24 protein-coding genes are annotated in these 25,789 nt (G+C 66.1%); 7 read left to right on the top strand and 17 right to left on the bottom strand.

What is annotated here, in order from left to right:
- Window positions 1–44 precede the first annotated feature (44 nt).
- The 14 genes from E0E05_RS10800 to E0E05_RS10865 all read right to left on the bottom strand — a co-directional run bounded on the left by E0E05_RS10800 (window position 45) and on the right by E0E05_RS10865 (window position 16,242).
- On the bottom strand, window positions 45–1,115 hold the full coding sequence (locus tag E0E05_RS10800) for a SagB family peptide dehydrogenase (RefSeq protein WP_131616715.1): 1,071 nt from the start codon (window positions 1,113–1,115) through the stop codon (window positions 45–47).
- A gap of 561 nt (window positions 1,116–1,676) precedes the next feature.
- The gene (locus E0E05_RS10805; RefSeq protein ID WP_158629346.1) at window positions 1,677–2,426 is read right to left on the bottom strand and encodes a helix-turn-helix transcriptional regulator; all 750 of its coding nucleotides are present in this window, start codon (window positions 2,424–2,426) and stop codon (window positions 1,677–1,679) included.
- Window positions 2,427–2,754: 328 nt separating this feature from the next.
- Entirely contained in the window at window positions 2,755–4,293 is a 1,539-nt protein-coding gene (locus E0E05_RS10810) for a putative bifunctional diguanylate cyclase/phosphodiesterase (protein WP_158629347.1), read from the bottom strand.
- A 268-nt stretch (window positions 4,294–4,561) separates the two neighbouring features.
- Window positions 4,562–6,187 carry a dihydroxyacetone kinase subunit DhaK gene (locus tag E0E05_RS10815; protein ID WP_131616718.1) on the bottom strand — a complete coding sequence of 542 codons (1,626 nt, stop codon included), beginning with the start codon at window positions 6,185–6,187 and terminating at the stop codon, window positions 4,562–4,564.
- Window positions 6,188–6,202: 15 nt separating this feature from the next.
- Window positions 6,203–7,204 (bottom strand): ABC transporter ATP-binding protein, encoded by a 1,002-nt coding sequence (locus tag E0E05_RS10820; protein WP_131616719.1) that lies wholly within the window; start codon window positions 7,202–7,204, stop codon window positions 6,203–6,205.
- Window positions 7,197–8,294, bottom strand: a complete 1,098-nt coding sequence (locus E0E05_RS10825) for an ABC transporter ATP-binding protein (RefSeq protein ID WP_131616720.1) — start codon at window positions 8,292–8,294, stop codon at window positions 7,197–7,199. The genes E0E05_RS10820 and E0E05_RS10825 overlap by 8 nt, the downstream gene beginning before the upstream one ends.
- A 5-nt stretch (window positions 8,295–8,299) precedes the next feature.
- The gene (locus E0E05_RS10830; RefSeq protein WP_131616721.1) at window positions 8,300–8,587 is read right to left on the bottom strand and encodes a hypothetical protein; all 288 of its coding nucleotides are present in this window, start codon (window positions 8,585–8,587) and stop codon (window positions 8,300–8,302) included.
- Window positions 8,584–9,522, bottom strand: a complete 939-nt coding sequence (locus E0E05_RS10835) for a carbohydrate ABC transporter permease (protein WP_131616722.1) — start codon at window positions 9,520–9,522, stop codon at window positions 8,584–8,586. Before E0E05_RS10835 ends, E0E05_RS10830 begins: the two co-directional genes overlap by 4 nt.
- A complete protein-coding gene (locus E0E05_RS10840; RefSeq protein ID WP_039722732.1) occupies window positions 9,519–10,466 on the bottom strand; it encodes a carbohydrate ABC transporter permease in 948 nt (315 codons plus the stop codon). The genes E0E05_RS10835 and E0E05_RS10840 overlap by 4 nt, the downstream gene beginning before the upstream one ends.
- A 112-nt stretch (window positions 10,467–10,578) precedes the next feature.
- Window positions 10,579–11,898 carry an ABC transporter substrate-binding protein gene (locus tag E0E05_RS10845; protein ID WP_131616723.1) on the bottom strand — a complete coding sequence of 440 codons (1,320 nt, stop codon included), beginning with the start codon at window positions 11,896–11,898 and terminating at the stop codon, window positions 10,579–10,581.
- A gap of 159 nt (window positions 11,899–12,057) precedes the next feature.
- A complete protein-coding gene (locus E0E05_RS10850; protein WP_131616724.1) occupies window positions 12,058–13,233 on the bottom strand; it encodes a Gfo/Idh/MocA family protein in 1,176 nt (391 codons plus the stop codon).
- A gap of 11 nt (window positions 13,234–13,244) precedes the next feature.
- Window positions 13,245–14,105, bottom strand: a complete 861-nt coding sequence (locus tag E0E05_RS10855) for a sugar phosphate isomerase/epimerase family protein (protein ID WP_131616725.1) — start codon at window positions 14,103–14,105, stop codon at window positions 13,245–13,247.
- Entirely contained in the window at window positions 14,102–15,160 is a 1,059-nt protein-coding gene (locus tag E0E05_RS10860; protein WP_131616726.1) for a sugar phosphate isomerase/epimerase family protein, read from the bottom strand. Before E0E05_RS10860 ends, E0E05_RS10855 begins: the two co-directional genes overlap by 4 nt.
- A 53-nt stretch (window positions 15,161–15,213) precedes the next feature.
- Window positions 15,214–16,242 (bottom strand): LacI family DNA-binding transcriptional regulator, encoded by a 1,029-nt coding sequence (locus E0E05_RS10865; protein ID WP_131616727.1) that lies wholly within the window; start codon window positions 16,240–16,242, stop codon window positions 15,214–15,216.
- 166 nt (window positions 16,243–16,408) lie between these two features.
- Here E0E05_RS10865 and E0E05_RS10870 point away from each other — a divergent pair, with 166 nt between their 5' ends.
- Complete coding sequence (locus tag E0E05_RS10870; RefSeq protein WP_192900400.1) at window positions 16,409–18,013, top strand: fumarate hydratase; 1,605 nt, start codon at window positions 16,409–16,411, stop codon at window positions 18,011–18,013.
- 121 nt (window positions 18,014–18,134) lie between these two features.
- Here the strand turns inward: E0E05_RS10870 and E0E05_RS10875 are convergent, their stop codons facing one another.
- Window positions 18,135–18,752, bottom strand: coding sequence for a pyridoxamine 5'-phosphate oxidase family protein (locus E0E05_RS10875; protein WP_131616729.1), 618 nt, complete (start codon window positions 18,750–18,752; stop codon window positions 18,135–18,137).
- The gene (locus E0E05_RS10880) at window positions 18,749–19,102 is read right to left on the bottom strand and encodes a gamma-butyrobetaine hydroxylase family protein (RefSeq protein WP_131616730.1); all 354 of its coding nucleotides are present in this window, start codon (window positions 19,100–19,102) and stop codon (window positions 18,749–18,751) included. Before E0E05_RS10880 ends, E0E05_RS10875 begins: the two co-directional genes overlap by 4 nt.
- A 61-nt stretch (window positions 19,103–19,163) precedes the next feature.
- On the opposite strand from E0E05_RS10880, the gene moaA reads away from it, so the two are divergent.
- The 4 genes from moaA (at window position 19,164) to E0E05_RS10900 (ending at window position 23,257) form a co-directional block, all read left to right on the top strand.
- The gene (moaA, locus tag E0E05_RS10885) at window positions 19,164–20,153 is read left to right on the top strand and encodes a GTP 3',8-cyclase MoaA (protein ID WP_244597693.1); all 990 of its coding nucleotides are present in this window, start codon (window positions 19,164–19,166) and stop codon (window positions 20,151–20,153) included.
- Between the two features lies 1 nt (window position 20,154).
- Entirely contained in the window at window positions 20,155–21,246 is a 1,092-nt protein-coding gene (locus E0E05_RS10890) for an NAD(P)/FAD-dependent oxidoreductase (protein ID WP_131616732.1), read from the top strand.
- A gap of 156 nt (window positions 21,247–21,402) precedes the next feature.
- Complete coding sequence (locus tag E0E05_RS10895) at window positions 21,403–22,326, top strand: DMT family transporter (protein WP_131616733.1); 924 nt, start codon at window positions 21,403–21,405, stop codon at window positions 22,324–22,326.
- Between the two features lies 1 nt (window position 22,327).
- Entirely contained in the window at window positions 22,328–23,257 is a 930-nt protein-coding gene (locus E0E05_RS10900; protein WP_131616734.1) for a DMT family transporter, read from the top strand.
- Here E0E05_RS10900 and gcvA read toward each other — a convergent pair.
- On the bottom strand, window positions 23,254–24,195 hold the full coding sequence (gene gcvA / locus E0E05_RS10905; RefSeq protein WP_131616735.1) for a transcriptional regulator GcvA: 942 nt from the start codon (window positions 24,193–24,195) through the stop codon (window positions 23,254–23,256). The two genes, E0E05_RS10900 and gcvA, sit on opposite strands and share 4 nt — an antisense overlap.
- Before the next feature lie 105 nt (window positions 24,196–24,300).
- Between gcvA and E0E05_RS17360 the strand changes: the two genes are divergently transcribed.
- Both E0E05_RS17360 and E0E05_RS10910 read left to right on the top strand, forming a co-directional pair.
- Entirely contained in the window at window positions 24,301–24,447 is a 147-nt protein-coding gene (locus E0E05_RS17360; protein WP_158629348.1) for a hypothetical protein, read from the top strand.
- Window positions 24,448–24,481: 34 nt separating this feature from the next.
- Window positions 24,482–25,753, top strand: a complete 1,272-nt coding sequence (locus tag E0E05_RS10910) for a multidrug effflux MFS transporter (RefSeq protein WP_131616736.1) — start codon at window positions 24,482–24,484, stop codon at window positions 25,751–25,753.
- Window positions 25,754–25,789 lie beyond the last annotated feature (36 nt).

Below are 25,789 nucleotides of genomic sequence, written 5' to 3' on the forward strand. Positions count from 1 at the left end.
GGTTGAGCGATCGATCGACGGTGCCTTGCGGCGGGCCCGACGCCTCAGATCCGCTCGAAACCGGTGCTCGTGGCATCGGGCGCCGGCACGCCCAGTCCGAGCACATAGACCGGCGCGTCGAGCACCGGATCGTCGAGCTGGCACAGTTCGGCGATCGCCCTGTGCGCGAGCGCAGCGGTCGGGCACGCGGTGAGCCCGTGATGGGTCGCCGCGAGCATGATGTTCTGGCCGATGTGGCCCGCTTCGATCAGCACGACCCGATAGGCATTCGGATCGGAATATTTCCACATGGTCCGGCCGAACGAGGCGCACAGAAAGATCAGGCAGGCCATGTCGTCCATCCAGGGCTGGTCGCCGACGAGCGCGCTCGGGCGGACCCCCGCGCCGGAGGACAGGGGCAGCAGGGACCGGTCTGCGGCGCTGTAGTGATAAAGGCCGGGCGCCAGCCCCTCGACACGCCGCGCCAGCACGTAGGCCTCGTAGGGATTGCGAGCGCCACCGGACGGCGTCATCGTCAGCGGCAGGACGCCGGCCTCGTTGCGCGTGTGACCGACCACGCCAAGCCCTGCATAAAGGCAGTCCGCCACGGCGCCAGCGGCGATCGGCGCCGTGGTGACCTCACGGTGGGTTCGTCGCCGCGCCATCAGCGCAAATAGTTCCGACTCCTCCGACTGCGGAGCGAACGCGATCGCGTCATCGCGCCCTTCGTGCCGGCGAACCAGTTCCGGCTGAGGCACGGTCCGCGCCTTTTCGACCTGCAGCCGCTCGAGTTCGGCGACGGACACGGGCGGATTGTCCTGCACCGAGAAATGCAGAAGCGCCGCCGGCAGCGCCCACTCCCAGTCGCGCACATAGGCCGTCTCGCGGGCCTCCTCGGGCGAGCCCTGTCGCAGCAGCACGCCGCAGGCGACGAGCTGTTCGACCAGCGCATCGGAGGCATCGTCGTCATCGATCGCCGACTTGACCGCCTCGGCGTCGGCCCATTCGGAAAGGCGCGACAGAACGTCGATCAGGTGCGGCGCGCAGCTGAATGTGGTCTTCTGAAGATAGTTGAATCCGATCAGATCGGCGCCGTCGTTGGTGAACACGAGCGTGCGGGCAGCGCGGAAGGCCATCACCGATCCCCAAGGAGACCGCGGCCGCCTCGCCGGCGGCCGCGCTCGATGTCAGCGCTTGTCGAAAAGGTTGGCCGGCTTGACGAACGGCGACTTCTTCTGCGGCTGGATCAGGGGCTGCTTGGTCATATCTTCCACTCCATGCTGGATTCGCCACGGGTCGTGACGCTGCGGAAGATTTTGCCGGAATGGTTAACAAAATCTTAACTTACAAAGTAATTCCAAGTTTACATCTGTAAACTTCCAAACTGACAAAAGTTATCACATTTTATTGTTTACGGCAGCCGGGCGGCGTGCTATCGAATTCGTGGCCTAGCGGGTGAGGGCCATCCAGCAACATCGAAGTATGTCGGAATTTCGACATGAATTGTGCTTGATTGCGTGATTGGCCGCAAGCGCAACATGGCGAATCCAGAAAACCGCCCAGTCTTTCCAGGCCTTCAAGGCCCCTTCATCACGTAATGTCGCGCCGCCCCTCGGTTTGCGTTGTGCCGCGGCGACAGGCGTACTGTGTAGGCATGCTTGCAGTCACTGGCGACAACGAGGTCGCGTCCGCTCCGGCTATTGGCCGAGCAGCGCACGCATGCGCGTCATCTCCTGGCGAACGATCGGCGGCACGTCCCTGTCGGTGATCGACATCGTGCGCGGTCGTTGCAGTGCCTCGCGCAGCGTGGAGACGGGGCACAGCGTCATCACGGCGGCCGCCACGGTACCGCCATCGACGTTCATCACCATCGATTGTCCCCGATAGAGCGGCACCGATGTGGCCTGCTTCTTGAGCGCGACGATCGACGGCTCATATGTCGGCAAGCGGTTGATCCCGCAGAGATAAATCGCATCGGCGGCCTGCACCGCGATGCCCCGGTGGTCGCCGCGGAAGAACCGCCAGTCGACCTGGTCACGCTGGTAGAAACTGGTGATCCGCCGGAATTCGACGGTCCCTTCCACATGCCGGGTCAGGACAAGCGAGCGCAGCACGGCATCGCGTTCGTTCGGATAGGAAAAGTACAGATCGAACCAGCCCTCGGGCAGGTCGGGGGGATCGGTGTGGGAAAGCGCCGCGATGATCTCCTGCGCGTAGCGGTACTCCCGCGACGACGTATCGGCGCGAAAGTCCGGATCGACGAGATCGGTCTCCTCCACCTTGAAGTACCGGCTCATGCGGGCGAGCGTCCGTTCGGTCGGAAGGCTCTCGGCCTGCAGATGCTTTGCCAGTTGCTGCCGCGTGATACCCAGTTGCCGGGCGACCTCGGAATTGTTGCCCTTTTCCGCGCAAAGCATGTTGAGGTTACGGGAAAAAACCTCGCGCACCTTCATCGTCCCACCCCCGATCGTCTTCAGGCACGACGCCCTGATCAGGGCTCATATGAAGCCTGGCAGTTACCATAGAAGCAAGGGACCCTACAGGCGAAACCTGTAGGGTCCCAAGGCACGGCCTAGCGGGTGAGGTCTAAAACCGCGCGCCGTGAATTTAATGCATTGTCGCGCGGCGTCTACAGCCAATGCAGCATTATTTGTCACAAACCAGATGTTTTTCTTTCATCGGCATTCGAAAATCTGGCGGTAAGCCATACCCTTGCGTGTACCGGGCGGGACAAAGAAGTGCCGATTTGTGCTATTCCGGCACAGCGCGCGGCGGTCATGCCGCCGTCGACAGCCGCTTGGGGTCCTCGTAGAGCATCGTGATGTCGGCCAGCGCCACCGGCGGCTGGTAGTAATAGCCTTGGAAAAGGCGGCAGCCGGCCACCGACGCCCGTACATTGTCGTCGCGCGTCTCGATCCCCTCGGCCACGACGATCCTGTCCATCTGCCCGGCGATCTGCGTGACCGCGCTGACGAACGTGTCCGTCACGATATCGGTGCCGATGTTCTGGATGTAGGATTTGTCGATCTTGATGATGTCGAAGGGCAGCCGCCGAAGCTGGTTGAACTCGCTGTAGCCCATGCCGAAATCGTCGAGCGCGATCTTGAAGCCGGCGCGCTTGATCTCGGCCATGCGGGCGACGAAATCGTCCGACGTGTTCAGCATCGCGCTCTCGGTGATCTCCAAGATCACCCGGTCGGGCGCCACGCCATTGCGTTCGAGCACCTCGATATAGTCGCGCAGGAACGCATCGTGCTTGAGCTGCCAGGCCGAGATGTTCACATTGACCGGCACGCCCGGCAGTTGCGGCATGTCCTCGCAGACCCGCTGCATCACATAAAGGCCCAGATCGTGGATCAACCGCGACTTCTCGGCGACCGGAATGAATTCGGCCGGCGAGATGACGCCGCGCACCGGATTGTGCCAGCGCACCAGCGCTTCGAGCGAATTGAGCTGACCGTCCGCGTCGACGATCGGCTGGTAGTGAACCGTCAGTTGCTTGAGCAGCAGCGCAGCGCGCAGTTCGCGTTCGATGAAGCGTTCCTGACGCATGTCCGCCAGGATCTCGGTCGAGAAGACCGACCAGGCGCCGCGCCCGTTGCGCTTGACCTCATACAGCGCAAGGTCGGCGTACGAGAGAAGTTCGTTCAGATTGCAGGTGTGTGAAGGCGCCATGGCGATGCCGAGCGAAGCGGACACCGACTGGCGGCGATTGTTGATGAACAGCCCCTCGCGCAGCGCGGCCAGATAGGCATCGCAGGCCTCGCCGACATAGCTTTCGGGGATCTGTTCGTCATGGGACATGAAGACGGCGAGCTCGTCGCCGCCGAGCCGGCCGACCGTGGCGTCCGGAAAGGTCTCGCGCGCAAGGCGCGTGCAGAAGCCCAGCACTTCGTCGCCGGCCGGATGGCCGAACACGTCGTTGACCTGTTTGAAGTGGTCGATGTCGATGATGACGAAAGCGACCGAACCGGAGGTGCGTCGACGCTCGAGTTCGCTTTGCAGCTTGCGCAGGAACTGGCCGCGCGCCAGCGCGCCGGAGACCGGATCCTTGGCATGTTGCCGGGTGAATTCCCGATGGACCGCCTGATAGTCGCGCAGCCGGCGCGCCATGACGAAGTAGATGAGCACGGCGAGCACGAGCGTCACCGCGTTGCCGACCGTCTCGATCCGCGCCAGCGAATAGCCGGGCATGGCGGCCAGCAGCGCCGAGTCGGGCACCAGGTGATGGACGGAATGCAGCACGGCGACGAAGGCCAGCGCGGCGATCAGCAGTCTTTCGAAGGTCGTGGATGCCGGACTTGTGGCGGGCACTCGCGTTCTCGACACGGGACGAAACCTGGTCGCGGACATGACGGCGCAAACCTTTCGCACGTTGCACCCGTCTGTCGGACCGGTGCAATGGTTACTCGAAAAACATGCCGTCTGACGGCTGCCCCATCCCACGCATCATGCGTGCCCCATGATGATCGGTGATAAAGCAGCGACGTCTATGCTTCCTTAACAGCCACCCCGCGAATTGTCCGGGGTTTGCTATACTGGGAGCGCCCGGAGACACCGCGCGATCGGCTGCGGCGGCGGGTCAGTTCTTCTTGGCAAGCCCTTCGAAAAGCAGCGCAACCGCCTCCGCCCCCGGATCATTGTGGCCGGCAAGGCTGTCCGATGACAGGTAGCTCGCCCGGCCTGCCTTGGCCCGGGTGATCGCGGCGGTGGCATCGGCGCCTTCGCGCGCCGCCCGGGCGGCCGGTTCGAGCCCCTTGTCGAGCGCGGCCAGCGCCGGCGCAAGCGCATCGATCATCGTCCGGTCGCCAGGCGCGGCGCCACCGACCTGCATGATCCGGTCGAGCCCTGCCGACAATGCTCCCACCGCGTCCTTGCCGTTCGCCGAAGCGTCGCCGGCTGCGGCAAAGAAGATCGCCAGAAGAACACCGGACGAGCCGCCCATCGTCTGGCTGAGTTCGCTGCCGAGCGCGCGATAGAGCTGGGTCAGGTCGGCCAGCGGCATCCGGTCGAGCGCCGAGGTCAGCGCCCGGCAGGCCGTTGCCAGCGTCGAACCCGTGTCGCCGTCGCCGGACTTGGCATCGAGTTCGTTGAGCCGGGCTTCCGCCCCGAGCAGGATCGTGCAGCACTGCTCGATCAGCGCGCGATGACCGGCATGGTCGGACGCCATCGGCTGGATCGGGGACAACCCGTCGGGAAGCGGGACGATCTGCGGTTCGCTCACTTCGGCCATCCCCGGCCACGCGACCGGCGCGACCGGCGCCTTGAGCGCGTTCAGTTCGTCCACGCCCACCGGAAGCAGCGAGACCGAAAAGCCGCGCATGTCGAGCGATGTCATCAGCGGCGCCGGCCCGATCATGTGGCTGACCTTGCCGGCGATCGACGACCGGCACAGTTCCTCGGCCAGGACCGACATTTCGAGCGGCGTGGTCGAGCCCAGATTGTTCAGCAGCGCGACATGGTGCGCATCGCGCAGATGCGGCTTGAGCTTTTCGGCCACCATGTCCATCGCATGGCGCGCGCCCTCGAAATCGACCTGCTCGACGCCGGCTTCGCCATGGATGCCGAGCCCCAGTTCGGCCTTGCCGGCGGCGATCCGGTCCTCCTTGGGCGAACCGGGCACCGTGCAGGTGTCGAGCGACATGCCGATCGAGAAGACCCCGTCGATGGTCTTCTGCGCGAGTGCGGCGATCGCGTCGAGCGAGGCGCCCGCCTCGGCCGCCGCGCCGGCGATCTTGTGCACGAACAGCGTGCCGGCGACGCCGCGCGGCTGCGGCAGGTCGGGCAGCGCCACGTCGTCGTCGACGACGACCATCGCGACCTTCAGGCCGAACGCGCGCGCCCGTTCGGCGGCAAGGCCGAAGTTCAGCCGGTCGCCGGTGTAGTTCTTGACGATCAGCAGGCACCCCGCCTCCCCGGTCACGGCGAGGATGCCGGCAAGCACGGCATCGACCGAGGGCGAGGCGAACACGTCCCCGCACACCGCCGCGGTCAGCATGCCCTGTCCGACGAAGCCGGCATGGGAGGGTTCGTGACCGGATCCGCCGCCGGAGACCAGCGCCACCTTCGACCGGTCCCAGTCGGTGCGCACGACCACCTTGATGTGCGGGAAGCCGTCGAGCCGCGCGAGGCGCCCGCCGGCATTGCGCAGAAGCCCGTCGATCGCCTCGGTGACGACGTCTTCCCTGGCGTTGATGAACTGCTTCATGGCCCCGTACTCCGCTTAATGTACCCGATTGCCGGCCGCGTCGAAGAACAGCGCGTCGCGCGGCGTCACGTGGACGCTGTCGCCATGGTCGAGCGTCGAATGGGCATCGGCGAGCGTCGTCAGCACCTGGCCCTCGACCTCCACATGGACCCGCGTCTGGTCGCCCAGATGCTCGACCCGGATCACCGTGCCCGCCTTGCCCCCCTCGCCGTTCATGACGATGTGCTCGGGCCTGAGCCCGATCCGCGCGGCGCCGGCCGGCGCGCCGCCGAACAGCACCGCCGGCACCAGATTGATGCGCGGCAGGCCGAGCCGCGTGGCGACATATTCGCTGACGGGGTTCTCGTAGATCTCGCGCGGCGAGCCGAACTGGACCAGCCGCCCCTCGTCGAGCACGCCCACATGGGTCGCCATCGTCATCGCCTCGATCTGATCGTGCGTGACGTAGAGCAGCGTCGCGCCCAGATCGGACTGGATCCGCTTGAGTTCGACGCGCAGATCGGCGCGCAGCTTGGCATCGAGCGAGGACAGCGGCTCGTCCATCAGATAGATGGCCGGATCGCGCACCAGCGCCCGGCCGATCGAGACGCGCTGCATCTCGCCGCCCGAAAGCTGGGTTGCCTTGTTGTCGAGCTTGTGCGGAATGCGCAGCACTTCCGCGACGGCATTGACCTTGCGCTCGACCTCGTCGGCCGGCGTTCTCAGGATCGGCGATTTCAGCGGAAAGGCGAGGTTCTCGCGCACCGTCATGTGCGGGTAGAGCGAATATTGCTGGAAGACCATCGCCACGTCCCGCTGGGCGGGCGTTTCGCCGACGACCGGGCGTCCTCCGATCATGATCTCGCCCCGGTCGGGCCGCTCAAGGCCGGCGATCAGCCGCAAAGTTGTGGTCTTGCCCGCGCCCGTCGGGCCAAGCAGCACGACGAACGCACCGTCCGGCACGTCGAGATCGATCCCGTCCACGCCGACCGTGTGGCCGAAGATCTTGGTGACGTCGCGCAGGATCACCTCAGCCATGACCGAGCACCTCCGCATTCAGGTTCGACCGGAGCGCCCGCCCCGTCTGATCATCGAAGACGGTCAGCGTGCGCGGCAGCAGATCGAGCCCCACCGTTTCGCCCGGCCGGACGGACTGGGCGGCGCCGGTGCGCGCCTTGACCTCGCCATGCGCGGTCTCGATCGTCACGATCTGCGTCGTGCCCAGATACTCGGCCGCCAGAACCTCGCCGCGCAGCCCCGCCGTGTCCGAAAGGATCACATGTTCGGGCCGGACGCCGAGCACGAGCTTGCCGGCCGCCGCCTCGTGCTGCACCGGCACGGCGATGTCGGCGCCGTTCAGCGTGACCTTCGAAGCGCCTTCGGTGACCGTGCCATCAAAACGCAGGAAGTTCATCGGCGGCGATCCGATGAAGTCGGCAACGAACATGGTGGCGGGCTTGTCGTAGATCTCCTGCGGCGTGCCGAACTGCTCGACGACGCCATGGTTCATCACCACGATCTTGTCGCCCATCTGCATCGCCTCAAGCTGGTCGTGCGTGACATAGACGGTGGTCGCGCCCATCCGGTCGTGCAGCGCGCGCAGTTCCTCTGCCATCCGCTCGCGGAACTCGGCATCGAGCGCACCGAGCGGCTCGTCCATCATGAAGGCCTTGGGATCGCGCACGATCGCCCGCCCGAGCGCCACCCTCTGGCGGTCGCCGCCCGAGAGCCCGCCCACCGGCCGGTCGAGGATGTTCTCGATGCCCAGGATCCGCGCCACCTCGGCAAGCTTGTCCTTGATCTGGGCGCGCGGCATGCCCTGGCTGACCAGCGGATAGGTGATGTTGCGGCGCACGTTCATGTGCGGATAGAGCGCGAACATCTGGAAGACGAAGGCGATGTCGCGCTGGCTCGCCGGCTTCTGGCCGACCTCCTCGCCGTCGATGTAGATCTCGCCCGACGTCGGCAGTTCGAGCCCGGCGATCATGCGCAGCGTCGTCGTCTTGCCGCAACCGGACGGGCCCAGCAGCATGAAGAACTCGCCGTCGGCGATCGTGAACGACGAGGACTGCACGGCGGTGAAATCGCCGAAATCCTTGCGCAGGTTCTTGATCACTATTTCTGCCAACCGCCCTACTCCGGAAAATGGCTGACGATCAGGAACATGACCGTGCCCGTGAGCGTGACGATGAACGAATAGGTGAACGCCCAGATCACGAAGGGCTGCATCAGCATGAACACGCCCAGCGCGATCAGCACGGTCGCCACCATCTCCCAGGGACCGCGCCGCAGCGCCAGCAGACCGCCGACGAACGTCCGCCGCGTCGGCGTGCCCCGATCGCCACCGGGCCGCGCGGCCGGCGGTTCGAAGATGCCCTGGTCATCCTCGGGCGGGACGTTGCCGTAACCGGGACCGCTCATTTGCGCACCGCTCCGAACGTGATGCCGCGCAGCAGGTGCTTGCGCAGGGCGACCGTGAAGATCATCACCGGCAGCAGGAACAGCGTCGCCCCGGCCGCGACCGCCGGCCAGTCCTGACCGCCGACACCGATGATCGTCGGGATGAAGGGCGGTGCGGTCTGCGCCGTGCCCGAGGTCAGCAGCACCGCGAAGGCATATTCGTTCCACGAGAAGATCAGGCAGAAGATCGCCGTCGCAACGATGCCCGTCATGGCCTGCGGCAGCACGACCTTGTAGAAGGCCTGAAAGCGCGTGTACCCGTCGATCAGCGCCGCTTCCTCGTACTCGCGCGGGATCTCGTCGATGAACCCCTTGAGCAGCCACACCGCCAGCGAGATGTTGACCGCCGTGTAGAGCAGGATCATGCCCAGATGCGTGTCCGAGAGGCCGAGGTTCCGGTACATCAGGAAGATCGGGATGGCGACCGCGATCGGCGGCATCATGCGCGTCGACAGGATGAAGAACAGAAGATCGTCCGACAGCGGTATTCGGAACCGCGAGAACGCGTAGGCGGCGAGCACGCCCAGAAACACGCTCAGAAAGGTCGAGCCGAACCCGATGATGATCGAGTTGAGGAACCGTTCGCCGTAACGCGACGGGCCGACGATCACCATGTCGTACTGGCGCACGATCTCCTCGTACCAGGTCTCGGGCGGGTTGGCCGCCAGGAACTCATCGGTCTGTCGCGTGCGGGTTGTGAACAGGTTCACATAGCCCTCGAGCGTGGGCTCGAACATGACCTTGGGCGGATAAGAGATGGCGTCCGCCGGGCTCTTGAAGCCCGTCGCGATGATCCACACGAGCGGGATCATGGTGATCAGCGCGTAGGCGATGACCAGCGTGCCGGCGACCCATTTCTGCCGCTTTGACGGCTCGGTGACCGAATAGGCGCTCATCGCTCCTTCACCTTGTTAAGGGCCTTAACGTAGATCGAGGCGAGGCCGAACACGGTCACGAACAGGATCACCGCATAGGCGGACGAGTAGCCCGTGCGCCACTTCTCGAAGGCCTCGCGCTTGAGGTTGATCGAGGCCAGTTCGGTGATGCTGCCCGGCCCGCCGCCGGTAAGCTGGACGACAAGATCGAACATCTTGAAGTTCTCGATGCCCCGGAACAGCACGGCCAGCATCAGGAACGGCAGCACCATCGGCACGGTCAGCGTCCAGAACTGCCGCCACTTCGACGCGCGGTCGATCTCGGCCGCCTCGTAGATGTATTCGGGAATGGATCGCAGCCCGGCAAGACAGATCAGCATGATGAACGGCGTCCACATCCATGTGTCGACGATCACAATGGCCCACGGCGCCAGCGTCACCGAGCCGATCATCTCGAACGAGGACGGATCGGCGCCGATGAAGAAGGCGACGATGTAATTGAACAGGCCGATCTGCGGCTGGTAGAGGAACGTCCAGAAATTGCCGACCACGGCCGGCGACAGCATCATCGGCAGCACGATGATCGTCGTCCACAGATCGTTGCCGCGGAACTTCTTGTTGATCAGGTAGGCCAGGGCAAAGCCGATCAGCACCTGGAAGAACAGCGTCCAGAACAGGAAGTGCGCCGTCGCCTGCATGTTCAGCCAGATGTCGCTGTCGGTCAGGATGCGCTCGTAATTGCGCAGACCAACCCACTCGACTTCGCGGTTCAGCCGGTTGGCGCGATAGTTCGTGAACGACAGGTAGATCGTCCAGATCAGCGGGAAGATGTTGATCGCCAGCAGAAGGAAGATCGTCGGCCCAACGAACAGCCACGCGATCGCCCGGTCCGACAGGCCACGCACCTTGCGGGCGACGCGGGGCGGCGTGCGCTGGGCGAGCTTGTCCATCGCGGTATCGGTCATCGAGACGCAAAGCCTCCGCCCGTGCCGGGGGCACGATCATGAAAGGAATGAAGCAACAAGGCAACGTCCCGGCCGCACCAGATCGGCGGCGCGGCCGGGAGGCCGGGAGTGATCAGAGCTTGCCTTCGTCCTCGAAGACCTCGGTCCAGTCCTCGATAAGCTTGTCGAGCGCCTCCTGCGCCGTGCCCTGGTCGGCAACGACGTAGTCATGCAGGCGCTTCTGCATGGCCAGCAGCAGTTCCGCGTAGGCCGGCTCCTGCCAGAAGTCCTTGACGTTCTCCATCGCCAGCAGGAAGTCGCCGGCGAACGGCGCGCTGTCTTCGAAGCCCGGATCGGTCAGCACCGAATTGTGCGCCGAGTAGCCGCCGAGCTCCCACCACTTGGCCTGCACGTCGGGCTGTGCGAACCACTTGATGTATTCGAGCGCCGCATCCTGCTTGTCCGAATAGGACACGACCGAGATGCCCTGCCCGCCCAGCGTCGAGGCCGGCACGTTCTGCGGCGGGTTGACGAAGAAGTCGATCTTGTCACCGCCCACGTCCGGATCGGCGTAGAGGCCGGGGAAGAAGGCGAACCAGTTCATGGCCATCGCCACCTGGCCCGATTTGAAGGCGTCGAGCGACTGTTCCATGTAGGAGTCGGTGTAGCCGGGTGGGGTGCAGCACTCGTAGAGCTCCTTGTAGAACTCGAGCGCCTCGACCGCCTCGGGCGAATTCACCGCCCCTTCCATCTGGTAGGTGCCGGGCTCGGTCTCGTATTCGAAGCCCCAGGTGTACAGCGCGCCGGTGGCGCCCATGGTGATGCCTTCCGAACCGCGCTCGGTGAAGATCGACACGCCATAGCGGGTCTGTCCGTCGATCTCGCGCTCCTGGAAGAACTTGGCGATCTGCATCAGCTCCATCTGCGTTTCGGGCTCGCGGAGCTCCTGGCCGGTTTCCTCCATGTAGGCGGCGCGGATGTCCTCGTTCTCGAACCAGTCCTTGCGGTAGAACCAGCCATTGGCGTCACCCATCGCCGGCAGCGCGTAATAGTTCGGCGTGCCTTTGGGCCAGGTCGAATATGCGTAGACGGTCGCCGGTGCGAAGTCGTCCATCGAGATGCCTTCGGCCTCGAAGAAGTCGTTCAGCTTGACGTAGTGGCCGTTTTCGGCGCCCCCGCCGATCCACTGGCTGTCGCCGATCAGAAGATCGCAGAGCTTGCCGCCCGAATTGAGCTCGTTGAGCATGCGGTCGGCGAAGTTCGGCCATGGCACGAACTCGAAGTTCATCGTGTGGCCGGACTGGGCCTCGAAATCCTTGGACAATTCGACCAGCGCGTTGGCCGGGTCCCAGGCGGCCCAGCAAAGAGTCAATTCCTCGGCCTGCGCGGCGTTCGCGCCCATGAGGCCGGCCGTCGACATGGCGGTTGCCATCAACAATGCACGTTTGATCATCGGTTTCCTCCCTGACGAAGCGATATCGGGCGCAAACCCGGATCGGGCCTCCCATGCGCCTGGCTTCAGTCGAAGCCTAATTGAAGTACGTACCTCATGTCGAGTCCGAATTTTTGCCGCCCGGTAGAAAAATCCGGGCGGCATTGTCGTACGGACCCTTCAGATGGCCAGTTTCGTCCAGGCGGCGTTGCGCCTGGATGACCGAACGCAGGCATCGACGAAGGCGACGCCGACCAGCCCGTCCCGGACCGTCGGGTGGATCACCGCCGGATCGGGCGTCTCGCCTGCCGCCCGGGCGCGGATCGCATGCGCGGCCTCGGTGTAGATGTTGGCGAAACCCTCCAGATAGCCCTCCGGATGGCCCGGCGGCACGCGACTGACGCGACCGGCCGCCTCGCCCGCGCCGGCACCGTTGCGGGTGATCAGCCGCTTGGGCTCGCCGAGCGGCGTGAACCACAGATAGTTCGGGTCTTCCTGGCTCCACTCGAGCCCGCCCTTGTCGCCATAGATACGAAGACGCAGCGCGTTCTCGTTGCCGGGCGCGACCTGGCTCGACCAGAGCGTGCCCTTCGCTCCGCCGGCAAAGCGCAGCATCACGTGGGCGTTGTCGTCGACCCGGCGGCCCGGCACGAAGCTGTCGAGATCGGCCGCCAGTTCGCTCAGTTCGAGCCCGGAGACGAACAGGGCGAGATTGAGCGCATGGGTCCCGATGTCGCCGGTCGACCCGCCCGCGCCGGACTTGTCCGGATCGGTGCGCCAGGCGGCCTGCTTCATCCCGGTCGCTTCCAGCGGTTCGGCAAGCCAGTCCTGCGGGTACTCGGCCTGAACGAGCCGGATCGTGCCCACATCGCCGTCGGCCACCATCTGCCGCGCCTGCCGCACCATCGGATAGCCGGTGTAATTGTGCGTCAGCACGAACAGGGCATCGGATTTCTCGGCCAGATTGACGAGCTTTCGGGCATCAGCGAGCGTCGCGGTCAGCGGCTTGTCGCAGATCACATGGATGCCGCGCTTGAGGAATTCGCGCGCCACCGGATAGTGCATGTGGTTGGGCGTGACGATGGCGACCGCTTCGATCCCCTGCTTGAAGCGCGCCTCGCGTTTGGCCATCTCCGTGAAATCGCCATAGACGCGATCGTCCGGCAGACCGAGATCGCGGCCCGAGGCCTTCGATTTCTCCGCGGTCGAACTGAACGCCCCGGCAACGAGCTGAAAGTGCCCGTCGATCCGGCTCGCGATGCGGTGCACCGCGCCGATGAACGCGTCGCGCCCGCCGCCGACCATGCCCAGCCGGATCGGCCGTCCGGCGATGTCGTCCCTGCCTTCGATTGCCATGATGTCCTCCCTTACGCGTTGTGTTCGGCGGCCGCCCAGCCGCGCCGGATCAGGTCGATCGCCTCGCTGAAGACCTGTTCTTCGCTGCCGAACAGCGGACGCCAGACCTTCGTGGCGGCGGCGATGTCGGGCAGTGCATGGCCGAACGCCTCGACCGTCAGCCAGCCGTCATAACCGGCCCGGCGAAGCGCATCGAACGTCGCCTGAAAGTCGATGTGTCCCCTGCCCGGCGTACCGCGGTCGTTCTCGGAGATGTGGACGTGTGCGATCCTGCCCGCCGTCTCCGCGATGACACCGACCGGGTCTTTCTCCTCGATGTTCGCGTGGAACGTGTCGTAGAGATAGCCGTATTGGTCCGCGCCGACCGCGTCGGCCAGCGCCGCCGCCCGCTCCGCCGTGTTCAGCGCGTAACATTCGAACCGGTTGAGCGGCTCGACCGCGATGGTCAGGCCCGCGCCGGCGGCGTGGGACGCCATGGCGCGATGCGCCTCCACCATGCGCTGCCACTCGTCCGGCGTCGGTCCCGTTCCGCTGAAGACGCCGAGCGGCTGATAGAACGGCCCGCACAGCACCTCGGCGCCGAGCGCGGCCGAACAGTCGACCAGCCATTTCAGATAGTCGATCCCGGCCTGGCGGCTCGCCGGATCGTCGCTCATTGGATTGCGCGCCTCGTCCTGCACGATGGCGACCACGGTGCTGTCGAGCCCGAGCCCGTCGAGCCGGGCCTTCAGGGCCGCATAGTGCGCCTCGTCGCCCTCGAACACGGGCACCTCCACCCCGTCATAGCCGGCCGCCTTGAGTTGCTCGAGGACGCCGGCGTCGGCATCGGTGACGTGCGTCGTCCACAGCAGCAGGTTGAAGCCGATCTTCACCGGTCCAGTCCGAGCATCTTGCGGTTGGCGGCATCGTCCGTACCCGCCCCGGCGAAGTCGTCGAACGCATGCTCGGTGATGCGGATCATGTGCGCCCTGACGAACTCTGCGCCCTCACGCGCGCCGTCCTCGGGATGCTTCATCGCGCACTCCCACTCGACCACGGCCCAGCCGTCGAAATCGTACTGCGTGAGCTTGGAGAACACGGCGCCGAAATCGACCTGCCCGTCGCCGAGCGAGCGGAACCGGCCCGCCCGGTTCACCCAGGACTGATAGCCGCCATAGACCCCCTGCCGGCCGGTCGAATTGAGCTCGGCATCCTTGACGTGAAACATCCGGATGCGCTCGTGATAGATGTCGATATTGTCGAGATAATCGAGCGCCTGCAGCACGTAGTGGCTTGGATCGTAGAGCATGTTGCAGCGCGCATGCCCGTCGAGCCGCTCCAGGAACATCTCGAACGTGATCCCGTCATGCAGGTCCTCGCCCGGATGGATCTCGTAGCAGACGTCGACGCCGTTTTCCTCGGCATGATCGAGGATCGGCCGCCAGCGCGCCGCCAGTTCGTCGAACGCCGCCTCGATGAGACCCGCCGGACGCTGCGGCCACGGATAGACATAGGGCCAGGCCAGCGCGCCGGAGAAGGTCGCATGGGCCCCGATGCCCATGTTGCGCGAGGCGCTGATCGCCTTCTTGACCTGGTCGACCGCCCATTCCTGGCGCGCCTTGGGATTGCCGTGCACGGACGGGTCGGCGAACCCGTCGAAGGCGGCGTCGTAGGCCGGATGCACGGCGACGAGCTGGCCCTGCAGGTGCGTCGACAGTTCGGTCACCTCGACGCCATTGTCCGCCGCCTTGCCCTTGATCTCGTCGCAATAGTCTTTGCTCTCGGCCGCCTTCGCCAGGTCGAACAGTCGCCCGTCCCAGCTCGGAACCTGGACGCCCGCATAGCCGCAGTCGGCCGCCCATTTGGTGATCGCGTCCCACGAATTGAACGGCGCCTCGTCGCCGGCGAACTGCGCCAGAAAGAGCGCCGGTCCCTTGATTGCCTTCATGATTTCTCCTCCCCTCGTTCGCGAGCTGGTTCAGCGCCATGGGCGCGGTTGTCTCAAGGCAGGTTCTCCTTGAGGAAGATTTCGGTGCGGATGCGTTCCTGCGACGGGATCGTCTCCATGCCGTCGACCTCGGCGCGCAGGACACGCAGCGCCGAGCGAACGATATGGCCCGGATTCTGCGCGATCACCGCGTCGAACGTTCCCTCGGTCAGCGCGGCGCGCGTGCACTCGGTCAGCTCGTGCGCGATCACGGTGAGCCGGGCCCCGGCGTCCGCCGAAGCGAGCGCCCGCACCAGCCCCTGATTGCCCGCGCCCGCCGAATAGATCGCGGCGATATCCTGGTGCCGGGCGAGCATTTCCGACACGCGGGCGGCGACGAGTTCGGCGCGGTCGTAACATTCAAGCGTCGGCAGCACCGACAGGTGCGCGAACCGCTCGGCCATCACCTGGTCGAAGCCGAGCCGCCGTTCGGCGTGGTCGCGCGCGGTCATCGTACCGGCGACCACCATCACCCGCGCCGGCCGTTCGGGCAGGAACCGGCCGAGCAGCGTTCCCGCGGTCCGTCCCGCCGCGACATTGTCGATGCCGACGAAATGGCCGCAATCGACCGTCGGCAGGTCGGCGACCATCGGAACGATCGAGGCGCCCGCCTGCATCACCCGGCGCACCGCATCGCGCACGCGCGGCGTTTCGGGGGCCATCAGCGCCAGCCCGTCCGGCGGCGCCTTGGCGAGCCCGCCGATCATCTCGGCGAGCGCATGGGTGTCGTCGGCGGGATAGGTGCGCATATCCACGCGGACGCGGTCCATCGCGCCCTGCGCCGCGATCTCGGCGACCGCATCGCGCAGCTCGCCCAGAAACTCGGTCGGCGCGTCCGGCATAACGCAAACGAAATCGTAGGTGCGCTGCCGGGCGAGATTGGCGGCCGCAACGTCGCGTACATAGCCGAGCTTTTCGATCGCCTCGTTGACGCGAAGGATCGTCTTCGCCCGCACGCCGGGCCGCTTGTTGAGAACCCGGTCGACCGTCGCCAGGCTCACGCCGGCGGTCTGCGCGATATCGTGCACTGTCGGTCGCGACATCGGTCGCAGGCTCCCTCACCGATCGATCGCGCCTTTATGAGGTACGTTCATCGGCAAGGTCAATGCGCGCCGCAACATCGACCTTGCGCGGCCGCCCTCCTGCCAAAGCCGCGATTGCGATCGGCCCACACTTCGCTAAAACGGCCACCGAAATCCGGAGGTTGTGATGAGCGCGCTGTTTCCCATGTCGAAGACCGACACCACCTTTCGCCGGCTGACGACCGATCATGTCGGCACCGACAGCTTTCGTGGCGAGCAGATGCTGGTGGTCGAGCCCGAGGCGCTGCGGCTCCTGTCCGAAGCGGCCTTCGCCGATATCAACCATCTGCTGCGCCCGGGCCACCTGAAACAGCTCGCCGCGATCCTGGAAGACCCCGAAGCGACCGACAATGACCGGTTCGTCGCCTACGATCTTCTCAAGAACGCCAACATCGCCGCCGGCGGCGTGCTGCCCATGTGTCAGGACACCGGTACCGCGATCGTCATGGCAAAGAAGGGCCGTCGCGTCTGGACCGAAGGCGGCGACGAGGACGCGCTCGGCCGGGGCGTCCGCGACGCCTACGAGAAGAAGAACCTGCGCTATTCGCAGCTCGCCCCGCTGTCGATGTTCGAGGAGAAGAACACGCGCAACAACCTGCCCGCCCAGATCGACATCTACGAGGAAGGCGAGGACGCCTACGAGTTCCTGTTCATCGCCAAGGGCGGCGGGTCGGCCAACAAGACGTTCCTCTATCAGGGCACGCCGTCCCTTCTGACCCACGACCGCCTGATCGACTTTCTGCGCGAGAAGATCCTGACGCTCGGCACGGCCGCCTGCCCGCCCTATCACCTCGCCATCGTGATCGGCGGCACCAGCGCCGAGATGAACCTGAAGACCGTCAAGCTGGCCTCGACGCGCTATCTCGACGGCCTGCCGACCGAGGGCTCGGAGGACGCGCATGCCTTCCGCGATCTGCAGATGGAGGCCGAGGTCCACAAGCTGACCCAGCAGATGGGCGTCGGCGCGCAGTTCGGCGGCAAGTATTTCTGCCACGACGTCCGCGTCATCCGCCTGCCCCGGCACGGCGCCTCACTGCCGATCGGGCTGGGCGTGTCGTGCTCGGCCGACCGCCAGGCGCTCGGTCGCATCACCCGCGACGGCGTGTTCCTCGAGCGGCTCGAGACCAATCCGGCCCAGTACATGCCCGATGTCGACGTGGCCGCGCTCGGCGGCGAGGTCGTCCGCATCGACCTCAACCAGCCGATGACTCGGATTCTGAACGAACTGAGCCAATACCCCGTCAAGACTCGTCTTTCGCTGACCGGATCGATCATCGTGGCGCGCGACATCGCGCACGCCAAGATCCGCGAGCGACTGGAGAACGGCGAGCCGATGCCCGACTATTTCAAGGATCATCCGATCTATTACGCCGGCCCGGCCAAGACCCCCGAAGGGTTCGCCTCAGGCTCGTTCGGCCCGACCACGGCCGGCCGCATGGATTCCTATGTCGACCAGTTCCAGTCCTTCGGCGGGTCGATGGTGATGCTCGCCAAGGGCAATCGCTCAAGGCAGGTGCGCGAAGCGTGCGCGCGCCATGGCGGCTTCTACCTGGGCTCGATCGGCGGCCCGGCGGCGCGGCTGGCGCAGGACTGCATCAAGAAGGTCGAGGTCGTCGAATATCCCGAACTGGGCATGGAGGCGATCTGGAGGATCGAGGTCGAGGACTTCCCCGCCTTCATCGTCATCGACGACAAGGGCAACGACTTCTTCAAGGAATTGAATCTGGGCTGACCGAGGCCGTGCAGGGCCTGCCCATCCCGCCGTCATCCCGGAACTTGATTCCGGGATCCATGGAAAGACGGGCACCGTGGATTTCGGGGACAAGCTCCGGAATGACAGCCCGTTGGCTGGCTCACCACATCGTCTTGGCCGCCCGTTCGGGCCACTCGGCGTCGTAGGCCGCGCCGTCGATGCGGCCCGCGGTCTGTGCGGCGAGCACATCGCCCGGCGTCGGGATTGCGCCCGGATCGACATGGTGCGCGGGGTCCCACAGCCCGGCGCGCAGCACCGCCCGGCCGCATTGCGTGTAGATCTCGCCGACCGTGACGACGATCGCCGAACGCGGCAGCTGGCTGTCGCGTTCGAGCGAGGAAAGCAGCTCCGCATCGGCGGTGACGATCGCCGTGCCGTTCAGCCGCACGGTCGTCTTCGATCCGGGAATGAGGAAGCAGAACGCCACACGCGGATCGCGCACGATGTTGCGCAGCGTGTCGATCCGGTTGTTGCCGCGCCGGTCGGGGATGATCAGGGTCTTTTCGTCGGCGATCACGAAGGCGCCGCCGCGTTCACCGCGCGGGGAGCAGTCGAGCCCTTCGGGCCCGACGCTCGCCAGCGTGAAGAAGGGCGAGGCCTCCAGAAGCCGGCGATATTCCGGTGTGATCCGGCCTGCCACCTTGGCGATGGAGGCCTCGCCCGGCGCACCGTAGAGCGCCTCGAGCGTCGCGATATCGGTGATTGGCTCGAAGCTCATCGGCTCAGCCCCTTTTCCTCGAGCTCGGCCAGATAGGCGGCCCATCTGGCCTCCTTTTCGCGACCGAGTTCGTCCAGATAGGTCCAGGTGAAGATGCCGGTCGAATGCATGTCGTCGAAGACGATGCGCACCGCATAGTTGCCGACCGGCTCGACCTGCATGATCCGCACGTTCTTCTTGCCGCCGATCGTCTTGCGCTGCTCGGGGCTGTGGCCCTGCACCTCGGCCGACGGCGACATGACGCGCAGCATCTCGGCCGGCAGTTCGTGCCGCGTTCCGTCGTCGAACGCGACCGTCAGCATCATGCGGTCCTGCGAGACCCGCAGTTCGGTCGGCCAGATGTCGCTCATGGGTTCGCATGTGCCGCCTGTCACCTTGACGCGTCAAGCGAAACCGGAGAACTGTGCCGTCATGATCGACCCCTTTGGCCGCTCCATCACCTATCTGCGCGTATCGGTTACCGACCGGTGCGATTTCCGCTGCGTCTACTGCATGGCCGAGCAGATGACGTTCCTGCCCAAGAAGGACCTGCTCACGCTCGAGGAACTGGACCGGCTGTGCACGGTGTTCATCGAAAAGGGGGTCCGAAAACTGCGGCTGACCGGCGGCGAGCCGCTGGTGCGCAAGAACATCATGCATCTGGTCCGCCAATTGTCGCGGCATCTGGCTTCCGGGGCGCTGGAAGAACTGACCCTGACGACCAACGGCTCGCAGCTTGCCCGGTTCGCCGATGAACTGGCCGATTGCGGCGTGCGGCGGGTCAACGTGTCGCTCGACACGCTGGACCCGGATCGGTTCAGGGCGATCACGCGCTGGGGCGATCTTTCCCGGGTGCTGGGCGGCATCGAGGCGGCCAGGCGCGCCGGCCTTCAGGTCAAGATCAACGCGGTCGCGCTCAGGGGCGTCAACGAGGCCGAGATCGAACCCATGATGCAGTGGGCGCACGGCGAGGGACACGATTTCACCCTGATCGAGACCATGCCGATGGGCGAGATCGACGAGGACCGCACCGACCGGTACCTGCCGCTGACGGAGGTCCGCGCCAGCCTTGCCGAGCGCTACACGCTCGAGGACATCCCCTATCGTACTGGCGGGCCGGCGCGCTACGTCCGCGTCGCCGAGACTGGCGGCCGCCTCGGCTTCATCACGCCGATGACCCACAATTTCTGCGAAAGCTGCAACCGCGTCCGGCTGACCTGCACCGGCACGCTTTACATGTGCCTTGGCCAGGAGGACGCCGCCGACCTGCGCGCGCCCCTGCGCGAATCCGAAGGCAACGACCGCGTCGCGGCGGCCATCGACGAGGCGATCGGGCGCAAGCCGAAGGGCCACGACTTCGTCATCGACAGGACGACGAGGGCGCCCGCCGTCGGCCGGCACATGAGCGTGACGGGCGGCTGACATGAAGATCGCCATCGTCGGCGGCGGCATCGCCGGCCTTTCGTCCGCATGGGCGCTGACCAAGGCCGGCCACCAGGTCACGCTCTACGAGCAGGGCCCGATCCCCAATCCCCTTTCGGCCTCCGGTGACGAGCACCGCATCATCCGCCGCGCCTATGGCGGCCTGTCCGGCTACGCGCGGCGTATCGACGAGGCCTACGGCGCATGGGACGAACTGTGGGACGATCTGGGCGAGAAGCATCTTGTCGAGAACGGCTTCCTGATCGTCAGCCGGCAGCCCGGCGACGAGGCCGAGCAATATCGCGACGGGCTGATCGCCGGCGGCTATCCGCTCGATCTGCTCGACTCGGGCGAGGCGGCAGAGCGCTTTGCGTTCCTTGAGGCCGGCACTTTCCGATATGCCGGCTTCAGCCCGGAGGGCGGCGCCCTGCTGTGCCAGAAGATCGCCGGCGGCCTTGAGGGTTGGCTCCGGAACCACGGCGCCGCCGTGCACGACAACACCACGGTGACCGCCGTCGATCCTGCCGGCACGGTCATAACGGCCGAAGGCGCAACCGATTTCGACATCGTCATCGTGACCGCTGGCGCCTGGGTGCTCGGCCTGGTGCCGGATCTGGCGGGGCGGCTGACCGCCTATCGCACGGCCGTCGCCTATTTCACGCCGCCGCCGGACCTCGCAGACGCCTGGGCCGACGCGCCCGTCATGCTGGATGCCGGCGCCGATTCGGACGGTTATGCGATCCCGCCGATCGGCGGGTCGGGCCTGAAGCTCGGCACCGGCAACCACAAGCGGCAATCGCCGCCGGACGCCGATCGCACGCCCGCCCCGGACGAGGCCGACGCGATCCGCAGATGGTTCTCGCCGCCGCTCGCAAGGCTGGACGAATACCGGCACGAAAAGACGGTCACCTGCGCCTACACCTTCACCGCCGACGAGCGCTTTGCACTGCACCGGCGCGACCGGCTGTGGGTGGTTTCCGCCTGTTCGGGACATGGCTACAAGTTCGGCGCGGCGGTCGGCCGGCGCGTCGCGCGCCATGTTCCCGGTGGCGAAGCGGACGCGCTGCAAGCCTGGCTCGAAGCGCGCGATTGATCCCGTCACAAGATTGCGCCTGTTCACGCAAGGGGCCGCGTGATAGGGGCGGACGGCCGGTCGGTCCGACCGTTTCCAGTACAGCCTCTCGCAATCCGTGACGAGATGGGGCCGCAACGAGCCCGTCACGGGGCGCAACAGAAGTCGTCCGTCCTGATGCCGTTGTCGGCGAACATCCGCGCCTGCCTGTTCATGTCCCTGTCGATGGCCGGGTTCACCATCAACGACACGCTCGTCAAGTCGGTCATGGACACGCTGAACACCGGCCAGATCATGTTCGTACGCGGCACGATGATCGTCGCCGGACTGCTCGTCTATCTGCGGCTGCGCCGACAACCGCTGTTCGTTCCTGGCCTGATCTCCGCTCCGGTCGTGCTGCGCACCGGCGGCGAGTTGACCACAACCATCCTGTTCCTGAGCGCGCTCGCCCACCTGCCGCTGGCCAACGCGACCGCCGTGCTGGCCGCGCTGCCGCTCGCCGTCACGATCGGCGCGGCGATGTTCCTCGGCGAACAGGTCGGCTGGCGACGCTGGTCGGCGATCCTGATCGGCTTTTGCGGCGTGCTGCTGATCGTGCGTCCCGGCATGGCCGGCTTCAACGCCGCGACCCTGCTCGTGGTCGGCGCGGTGGTCTTCGCGGCCGTTCGCGACATCGCGACCCGGAAGATCGCCGGTTCGGTCCCGTCACTGACCGTATCGGCGCTGACGGCGCTCTGCGTTACCCTGGCCGGGCTGGCGCTGGTCGGCCCGCTCGGCGGCTGGCGGCCGATGGATCTGCCGACGCTCGCGACGCTCGCGGCAGCGGCCGGATTTCTCTTCATCGGCTACCAGTTCGTGGTCATGGCGATGCGGGAGGGCGACATCGGGTTCGTGGCGCCGTTCCGCTACACATCGCTGCTGTGGGCGCTCGTGCTGGGATTTGTCGTCTTCGGCGATTTTCCCGACGTCGCCACGCTCGCCGGCGCGGGGATCGTCGTCGGAACCGGCATCTACACGCTCTATCGCGAACGCGTTCGGCGTTCGCAGACCCGCGCCGCGACGCGCTCGGCCGCTTCGCCACCGCCCGCGCGGGGAACCTGACATGTCCGGCACCCCGCTTCCCCTGCCCGAGCCCGTCACCCGCAATCTTCCGGCGATCCTGTTGATGGTCGTTTCGATGGCGCTGTTTGCGCTCGATGACAGCTTCATCAAGCTGGCGGCGACGCAGATCAATGTCGGCCAGGTCATCCTGTTGCAGTCGATCATCGCAGCGCTCGTCTTCGGCACGCTGACGAAGCTGTCCGGCAAGCCGCTGTGGACGCGGGCCTTTCTCGCCACTCCGATCGTGGCGCGCAACGCGGGCGAAGTGCTGGGCGTGGTGTGCTTCGTCACCGCGCTCGCGCTGATGCCGCTGTCGACCGCCTCGGCGATCCTGCAGGTCCAGCCGCTGGCGGTGACGCTGGGCGCCGCGCTGTTCCTGCGCGAATCCGTCGGCTGGCGGCGCTGGACGGCCGTGCTGATCGGCTTCATCGGCGTCCTGATCATCATCCGCCCCGGCATGGCCGGGTTCTCGCCCGCCGCCCTTCTGGCCGTCGCCGCCGTCGTCGGCCTTGCCATTCGCGATCTCGGCACCCGCCGCGTCGCCGTCGACGTGAGCAGTCTGCAACTGTCGACGATCGCCAGCGTCATCATCGTCCCGCCCTCGCTGGTGATGATGATCGTTTACGGCGGCTGGCAGCCGATGAATGTGACGACGATCCTCTACGTGCTCGGCGCGGCGACGTCCGGCATCCTGGCCTACTACACCATCACCGTCGCGTTGCGGATCGGCGAACTGTCGGTCATCGCGCCGTTCAGATACGCGCGGCTGCTGTTCGCATTGATTCTCGGCGCCGTCTTGTTCGGCGAGCGGCCCGACCTGCCCATGCTGATCGGATCGGCGCTGATCATCGGCACCGGCATCTACGCCTTCTACCGCGAGCGGCTGCACGCGCGTCAGGCGGCCGCCGCACTGAACGCCGAGGCGGGCTAGCCGCTCTTCCACATCCGGTCGAGTTCGGCCCTTTCGCCTTCGATTTCCTCCCGGACGAAGCCGCGGAACGCCTCGATCTTCGGCGAGGTCGAGACCTGCGGCAGGCAGCAGAAATAGAAGCTGGCATTGGCCGGCATGACCAGATCGAACGGCGCCACCAGCCGCCCGGCGCGAATGTCCCGCGCCGCCAGCGTCAGCCGTCCGAGTGCGATCCCGGCCTGGTCGACGGCGGCTTCCAGGGCATGGTCGGCATGGTTGAACCGCGCCCCGCGCGAGGCGTCGATGCCGTCCGCACCGGCCTGCTTGAGCCAGGTTGCCCACGTCACCGCATTGGGAAGGAACGCCGCCGAATCATCGTGCAGAAGCGTCAGCGCGGCAAGGTCGCCATAGGTCAGCGCGCCGCCGAACCGTTCGGCGAGCAGCACCGGGCTGATCAGCGGCAGCACCGCATCCTCGGCCAGCGGCTCGACCCGCAGGCCCGGATAGTGTCCCGCCCCGAACCGGATCGCCACGTCGATCGCATCCTTGCGCAGGTCCGACAGGCTCAGGTTCGCCGCGATCCGCAGCTCGATGTCCGGATACTGCTCCAGAAACCGGTGAATGCGCGGCGACAGCCACTTGGCGGCAAAAGAGGGTCCGGTGGTGACGGTCAGCACATCGTCAGGCGTCGACGGCCTGAGCTGGTTCATCGCCGCATGCAGGCGCTCGAACCCGTCCTGCACCGAAGGCGCGAACCGCGCGCCGGCCTCGGTCAGCGCGACCCCCCGGTTGAGGCGCTCGAACAGCGGCAGTTGCAGGAACTCCTCGAGCTGGCGGATCTGGAACGACAGCGCCGACGGCGTGACGTTGAGCTCCTCGGCCGCGCGCTGGAAGCTCAGATGCCGGGCCGCCGCATCGAACGCGCGCAGCGAATTGAGCGGAGGCAGACGGTCTTTCACATCAATTTTCCTTAACCGAAGGGTTGGAATTTCGCGTTTGTTCCGTGGTTTGGCAACAGATATTTTGCAGTCAACGAACGATATGCATCGCGAAAGGAACGCGCCATGACACGCAAGCCGCAGAACATCGATCGCCAGTGCGTCGACTATGAACGGGTTCGCCGCCGGGCGGCCGCCGAGCGCCGGCAGGTTATGAGCGAGGTCATCCGCACGGTCTTTTCCTGGCGCGCGCGGACAGGATCAAAACGCTGACGCATCGGCGTTTCGGAAGACGCAAGGGCTTGATCTGGCGGGTTTTCAGCGCAACGCCGCCGCTATAGACAGGAGCGACAATTCCTTTCCGGATCGCTCCATGTCGCAGGCCCTCTTCCAGGGGCGGGCAGCGTCCCGCCCGCTTCTTGTCACGCTGGTCATCCTGGCGGCCGTCAGCCCGCTTGCGATCAACATGTTCATGCCGTCGATGCCGTCGATCGCGGCCGATTTCGGCGTGCCCTACCCGACCGTCCAGCTCGGCCTGTCGCTCTATCTGGGCTTCATGGTGGTGCTGCAGCTCGTCGCCGGCCCGGTCTCGGACCGGGTCGGCCGTCGACCCGTGCTGATCGTCGGCATGGCGACCTTCGTCGCCGGTTCGCTCCTGTGCGCGGTCGCGCCCACGATCGAGACATTTCTCGCCGGCCGGATCATCCAGACCGCGAGCGCAACCGGGCTCGTCCTGTCGCGCACCATCATCCGCGACCTCTATCCGCGCGAGAAGGCCGCCTCGATGATCGGCTACGTCGTCATGGGCATGGCCGTGGCGCCGATGGTCGCCCCGGCGCTTGGCGGCCTTGCCGACGAGGTGGCGGGCTGGCGCGCCTCGTTCGTCCTGCAGGCCGGCTTCGGCGCGTTCGCGCTGGTCGCGATCCTGTTCCTGCTGCCGGAAACCAACGCCAGCATGGGCCAGTCCGCCCGCAACCAGTTCACGGCATGGGGCGCGCTCGGGCGGATGCGGCCCTTCTGGCTGTACGCGCTGACCACCAGCCTGTCCTCGGCCGTCTTCTTCGGCTTCCTCGGCGGCGGACCGGCCGTATCGAGCGCCTTTCTGGGTCAGTCCCCGTTTGATTACGGCCTCTGGTTTTCGCTGTGCGCGCTCGGCTACCTGATCGGCAACTTCCTGTCGGGCCGTTTCTCGCAGGTGCGCGGCGTCGAGCGCATGGTCCGCGACGGCGCGCTGATCGCGCTCGTCGGGACAGGCGTTTCGCTGGCGCTGTTCGCCATCGGCGCCGACCACCCGGCTTCGCTGTTCGTGCCGCTGAGCCTCATCGGCGTGGGCAACGGTCTGGTCCTGCCGAACGCCACCGCGGCCGTGATCGGCCTGAAGCCGGAAGCCTCCGGTGCCGCTTCCGGCCTGCTCGGCGCGCTGCAGATCGGCGTCGGCGCGCTCGCCTCGATCATCGGCGCGCTTGCGGCCGGCGTCGGCGGCTCGCCAATCGGCCTGACGGCGCTTCTGTTCGGGTTCGCCGGCGCGGCCACCTGCGTCGCGCTGATCGCGATCCGCTCGCCGAGCGAGGCTTTCTGACCGTTTTCGCGTTGAGCCGGCTCCTGCGCTCGGGCA

It is taken from the genome of Roseitalea porphyridii (assembly GCF_004331955.1).
GTDB lineage: Bacteria > Pseudomonadota > Alphaproteobacteria > Rhizobiales > Rhizobiaceae > Roseitalea > Roseitalea porphyridii.

What these genes read in the sequence shown, in the direction of transcription:
- E0E05_RS10890 (WP_131616732.1), top strand. Translation starts at nt 20,155, where the DNA reads ATGAAGATCGCCATCGTCGGCGGCGGCATCGCCGGCCTTTCGTCCGCA.
- E0E05_RS10835 (WP_131616722.1), bottom strand. Translation starts at nt 9,522, where the DNA reads ATGAGCGCCTATTCGGTCACCGAGCCGTCAAAGCGGCAGAAATGGGTC.
- E0E05_RS10865 (WP_131616727.1), bottom strand. Translation starts at nt 16,242, where the DNA reads ATGTCGCGACCGACAGTGCACGATATCGCGCAGACCGCCGGCGTGAGC.
- moaA (WP_244597693.1), top strand. Translation starts at nt 19,164, where the DNA reads ATGATCGACCCCTTTGGCCGCTCCATCACCTATCTGCGCGTATCGGTT.
- E0E05_RS10875 (WP_131616729.1), bottom strand. Translation starts at nt 18,752, where the DNA reads ATGAGCTTCGAGCCAATCACCGATATCGCGACGCTCGAGGCGCTCTAC.
- E0E05_RS10850 (WP_131616724.1), bottom strand. Translation starts at nt 13,233, where the DNA reads ATGGCAATCGAAGGCAGGGACGACATCGCCGGACGGCCGATCCGGCTG.
- E0E05_RS10800 (WP_131616715.1), bottom strand. Translation starts at nt 1,115, where the DNA reads ATGGCCTTCCGCGCTGCCCGCACGCTCGTGTTCACCAACGACGGCGCC.
- E0E05_RS10895 (WP_131616733.1), top strand. Translation starts at nt 21,403, where the DNA reads ATGCCGTTGTCGGCGAACATCCGCGCCTGCCTGTTCATGTCCCTGTCG.
- E0E05_RS10880 (WP_131616730.1), bottom strand. Translation starts at nt 19,102, where the DNA reads ATGAGCGACATCTGGCCGACCGAACTGCGGGTCTCGCAGGACCGCATG.
- E0E05_RS10870 (WP_192900400.1), top strand. Translation starts at nt 16,409, where the DNA reads ATGAGCGCGCTGTTTCCCATGTCGAAGACCGACACCACCTTTCGCCGG.
- E0E05_RS10860 (WP_131616726.1), bottom strand. Translation starts at nt 15,160, where the DNA reads ATGAAGGCAATCAAGGGACCGGCGCTCTTTCTGGCGCAGTTCGCCGGC.
- E0E05_RS10820 (WP_131616719.1), bottom strand. Translation starts at nt 7,204, where the DNA reads ATGGCTGAGGTGATCCTGCGCGACGTCACCAAGATCTTCGGCCACACG.
- E0E05_RS10840 (WP_039722732.1), bottom strand. Translation starts at nt 10,466, where the DNA reads ATGACCGATACCGCGATGGACAAGCTCGCCCAGCGCACGCCGCCCCGC.
- E0E05_RS10900 (WP_131616734.1), top strand. Translation starts at nt 22,328, where the DNA reads ATGTCCGGCACCCCGCTTCCCCTGCCCGAGCCCGTCACCCGCAATCTT.
- E0E05_RS10845 (WP_131616723.1), bottom strand. Translation starts at nt 11,898, where the DNA reads ATGATCAAACGTGCATTGTTGATGGCAACCGCCATGTCGACGGCCGGC.
- E0E05_RS10815 (WP_131616718.1), bottom strand. Translation starts at nt 6,187, where the DNA reads ATGAAGCAGTTCATCAACGCCAGGGAAGACGTCGTCACCGAGGCGATC.
- E0E05_RS17360 (WP_158629348.1), top strand. Translation starts at nt 24,301, where the DNA reads ATGACACGCAAGCCGCAGAACATCGATCGCCAGTGCGTCGACTATGAA.
- E0E05_RS10830 (WP_131616721.1), bottom strand. Translation starts at nt 8,587, where the DNA reads ATGAGCGGTCCCGGTTACGGCAACGTCCCGCCCGAGGATGACCAGGGC.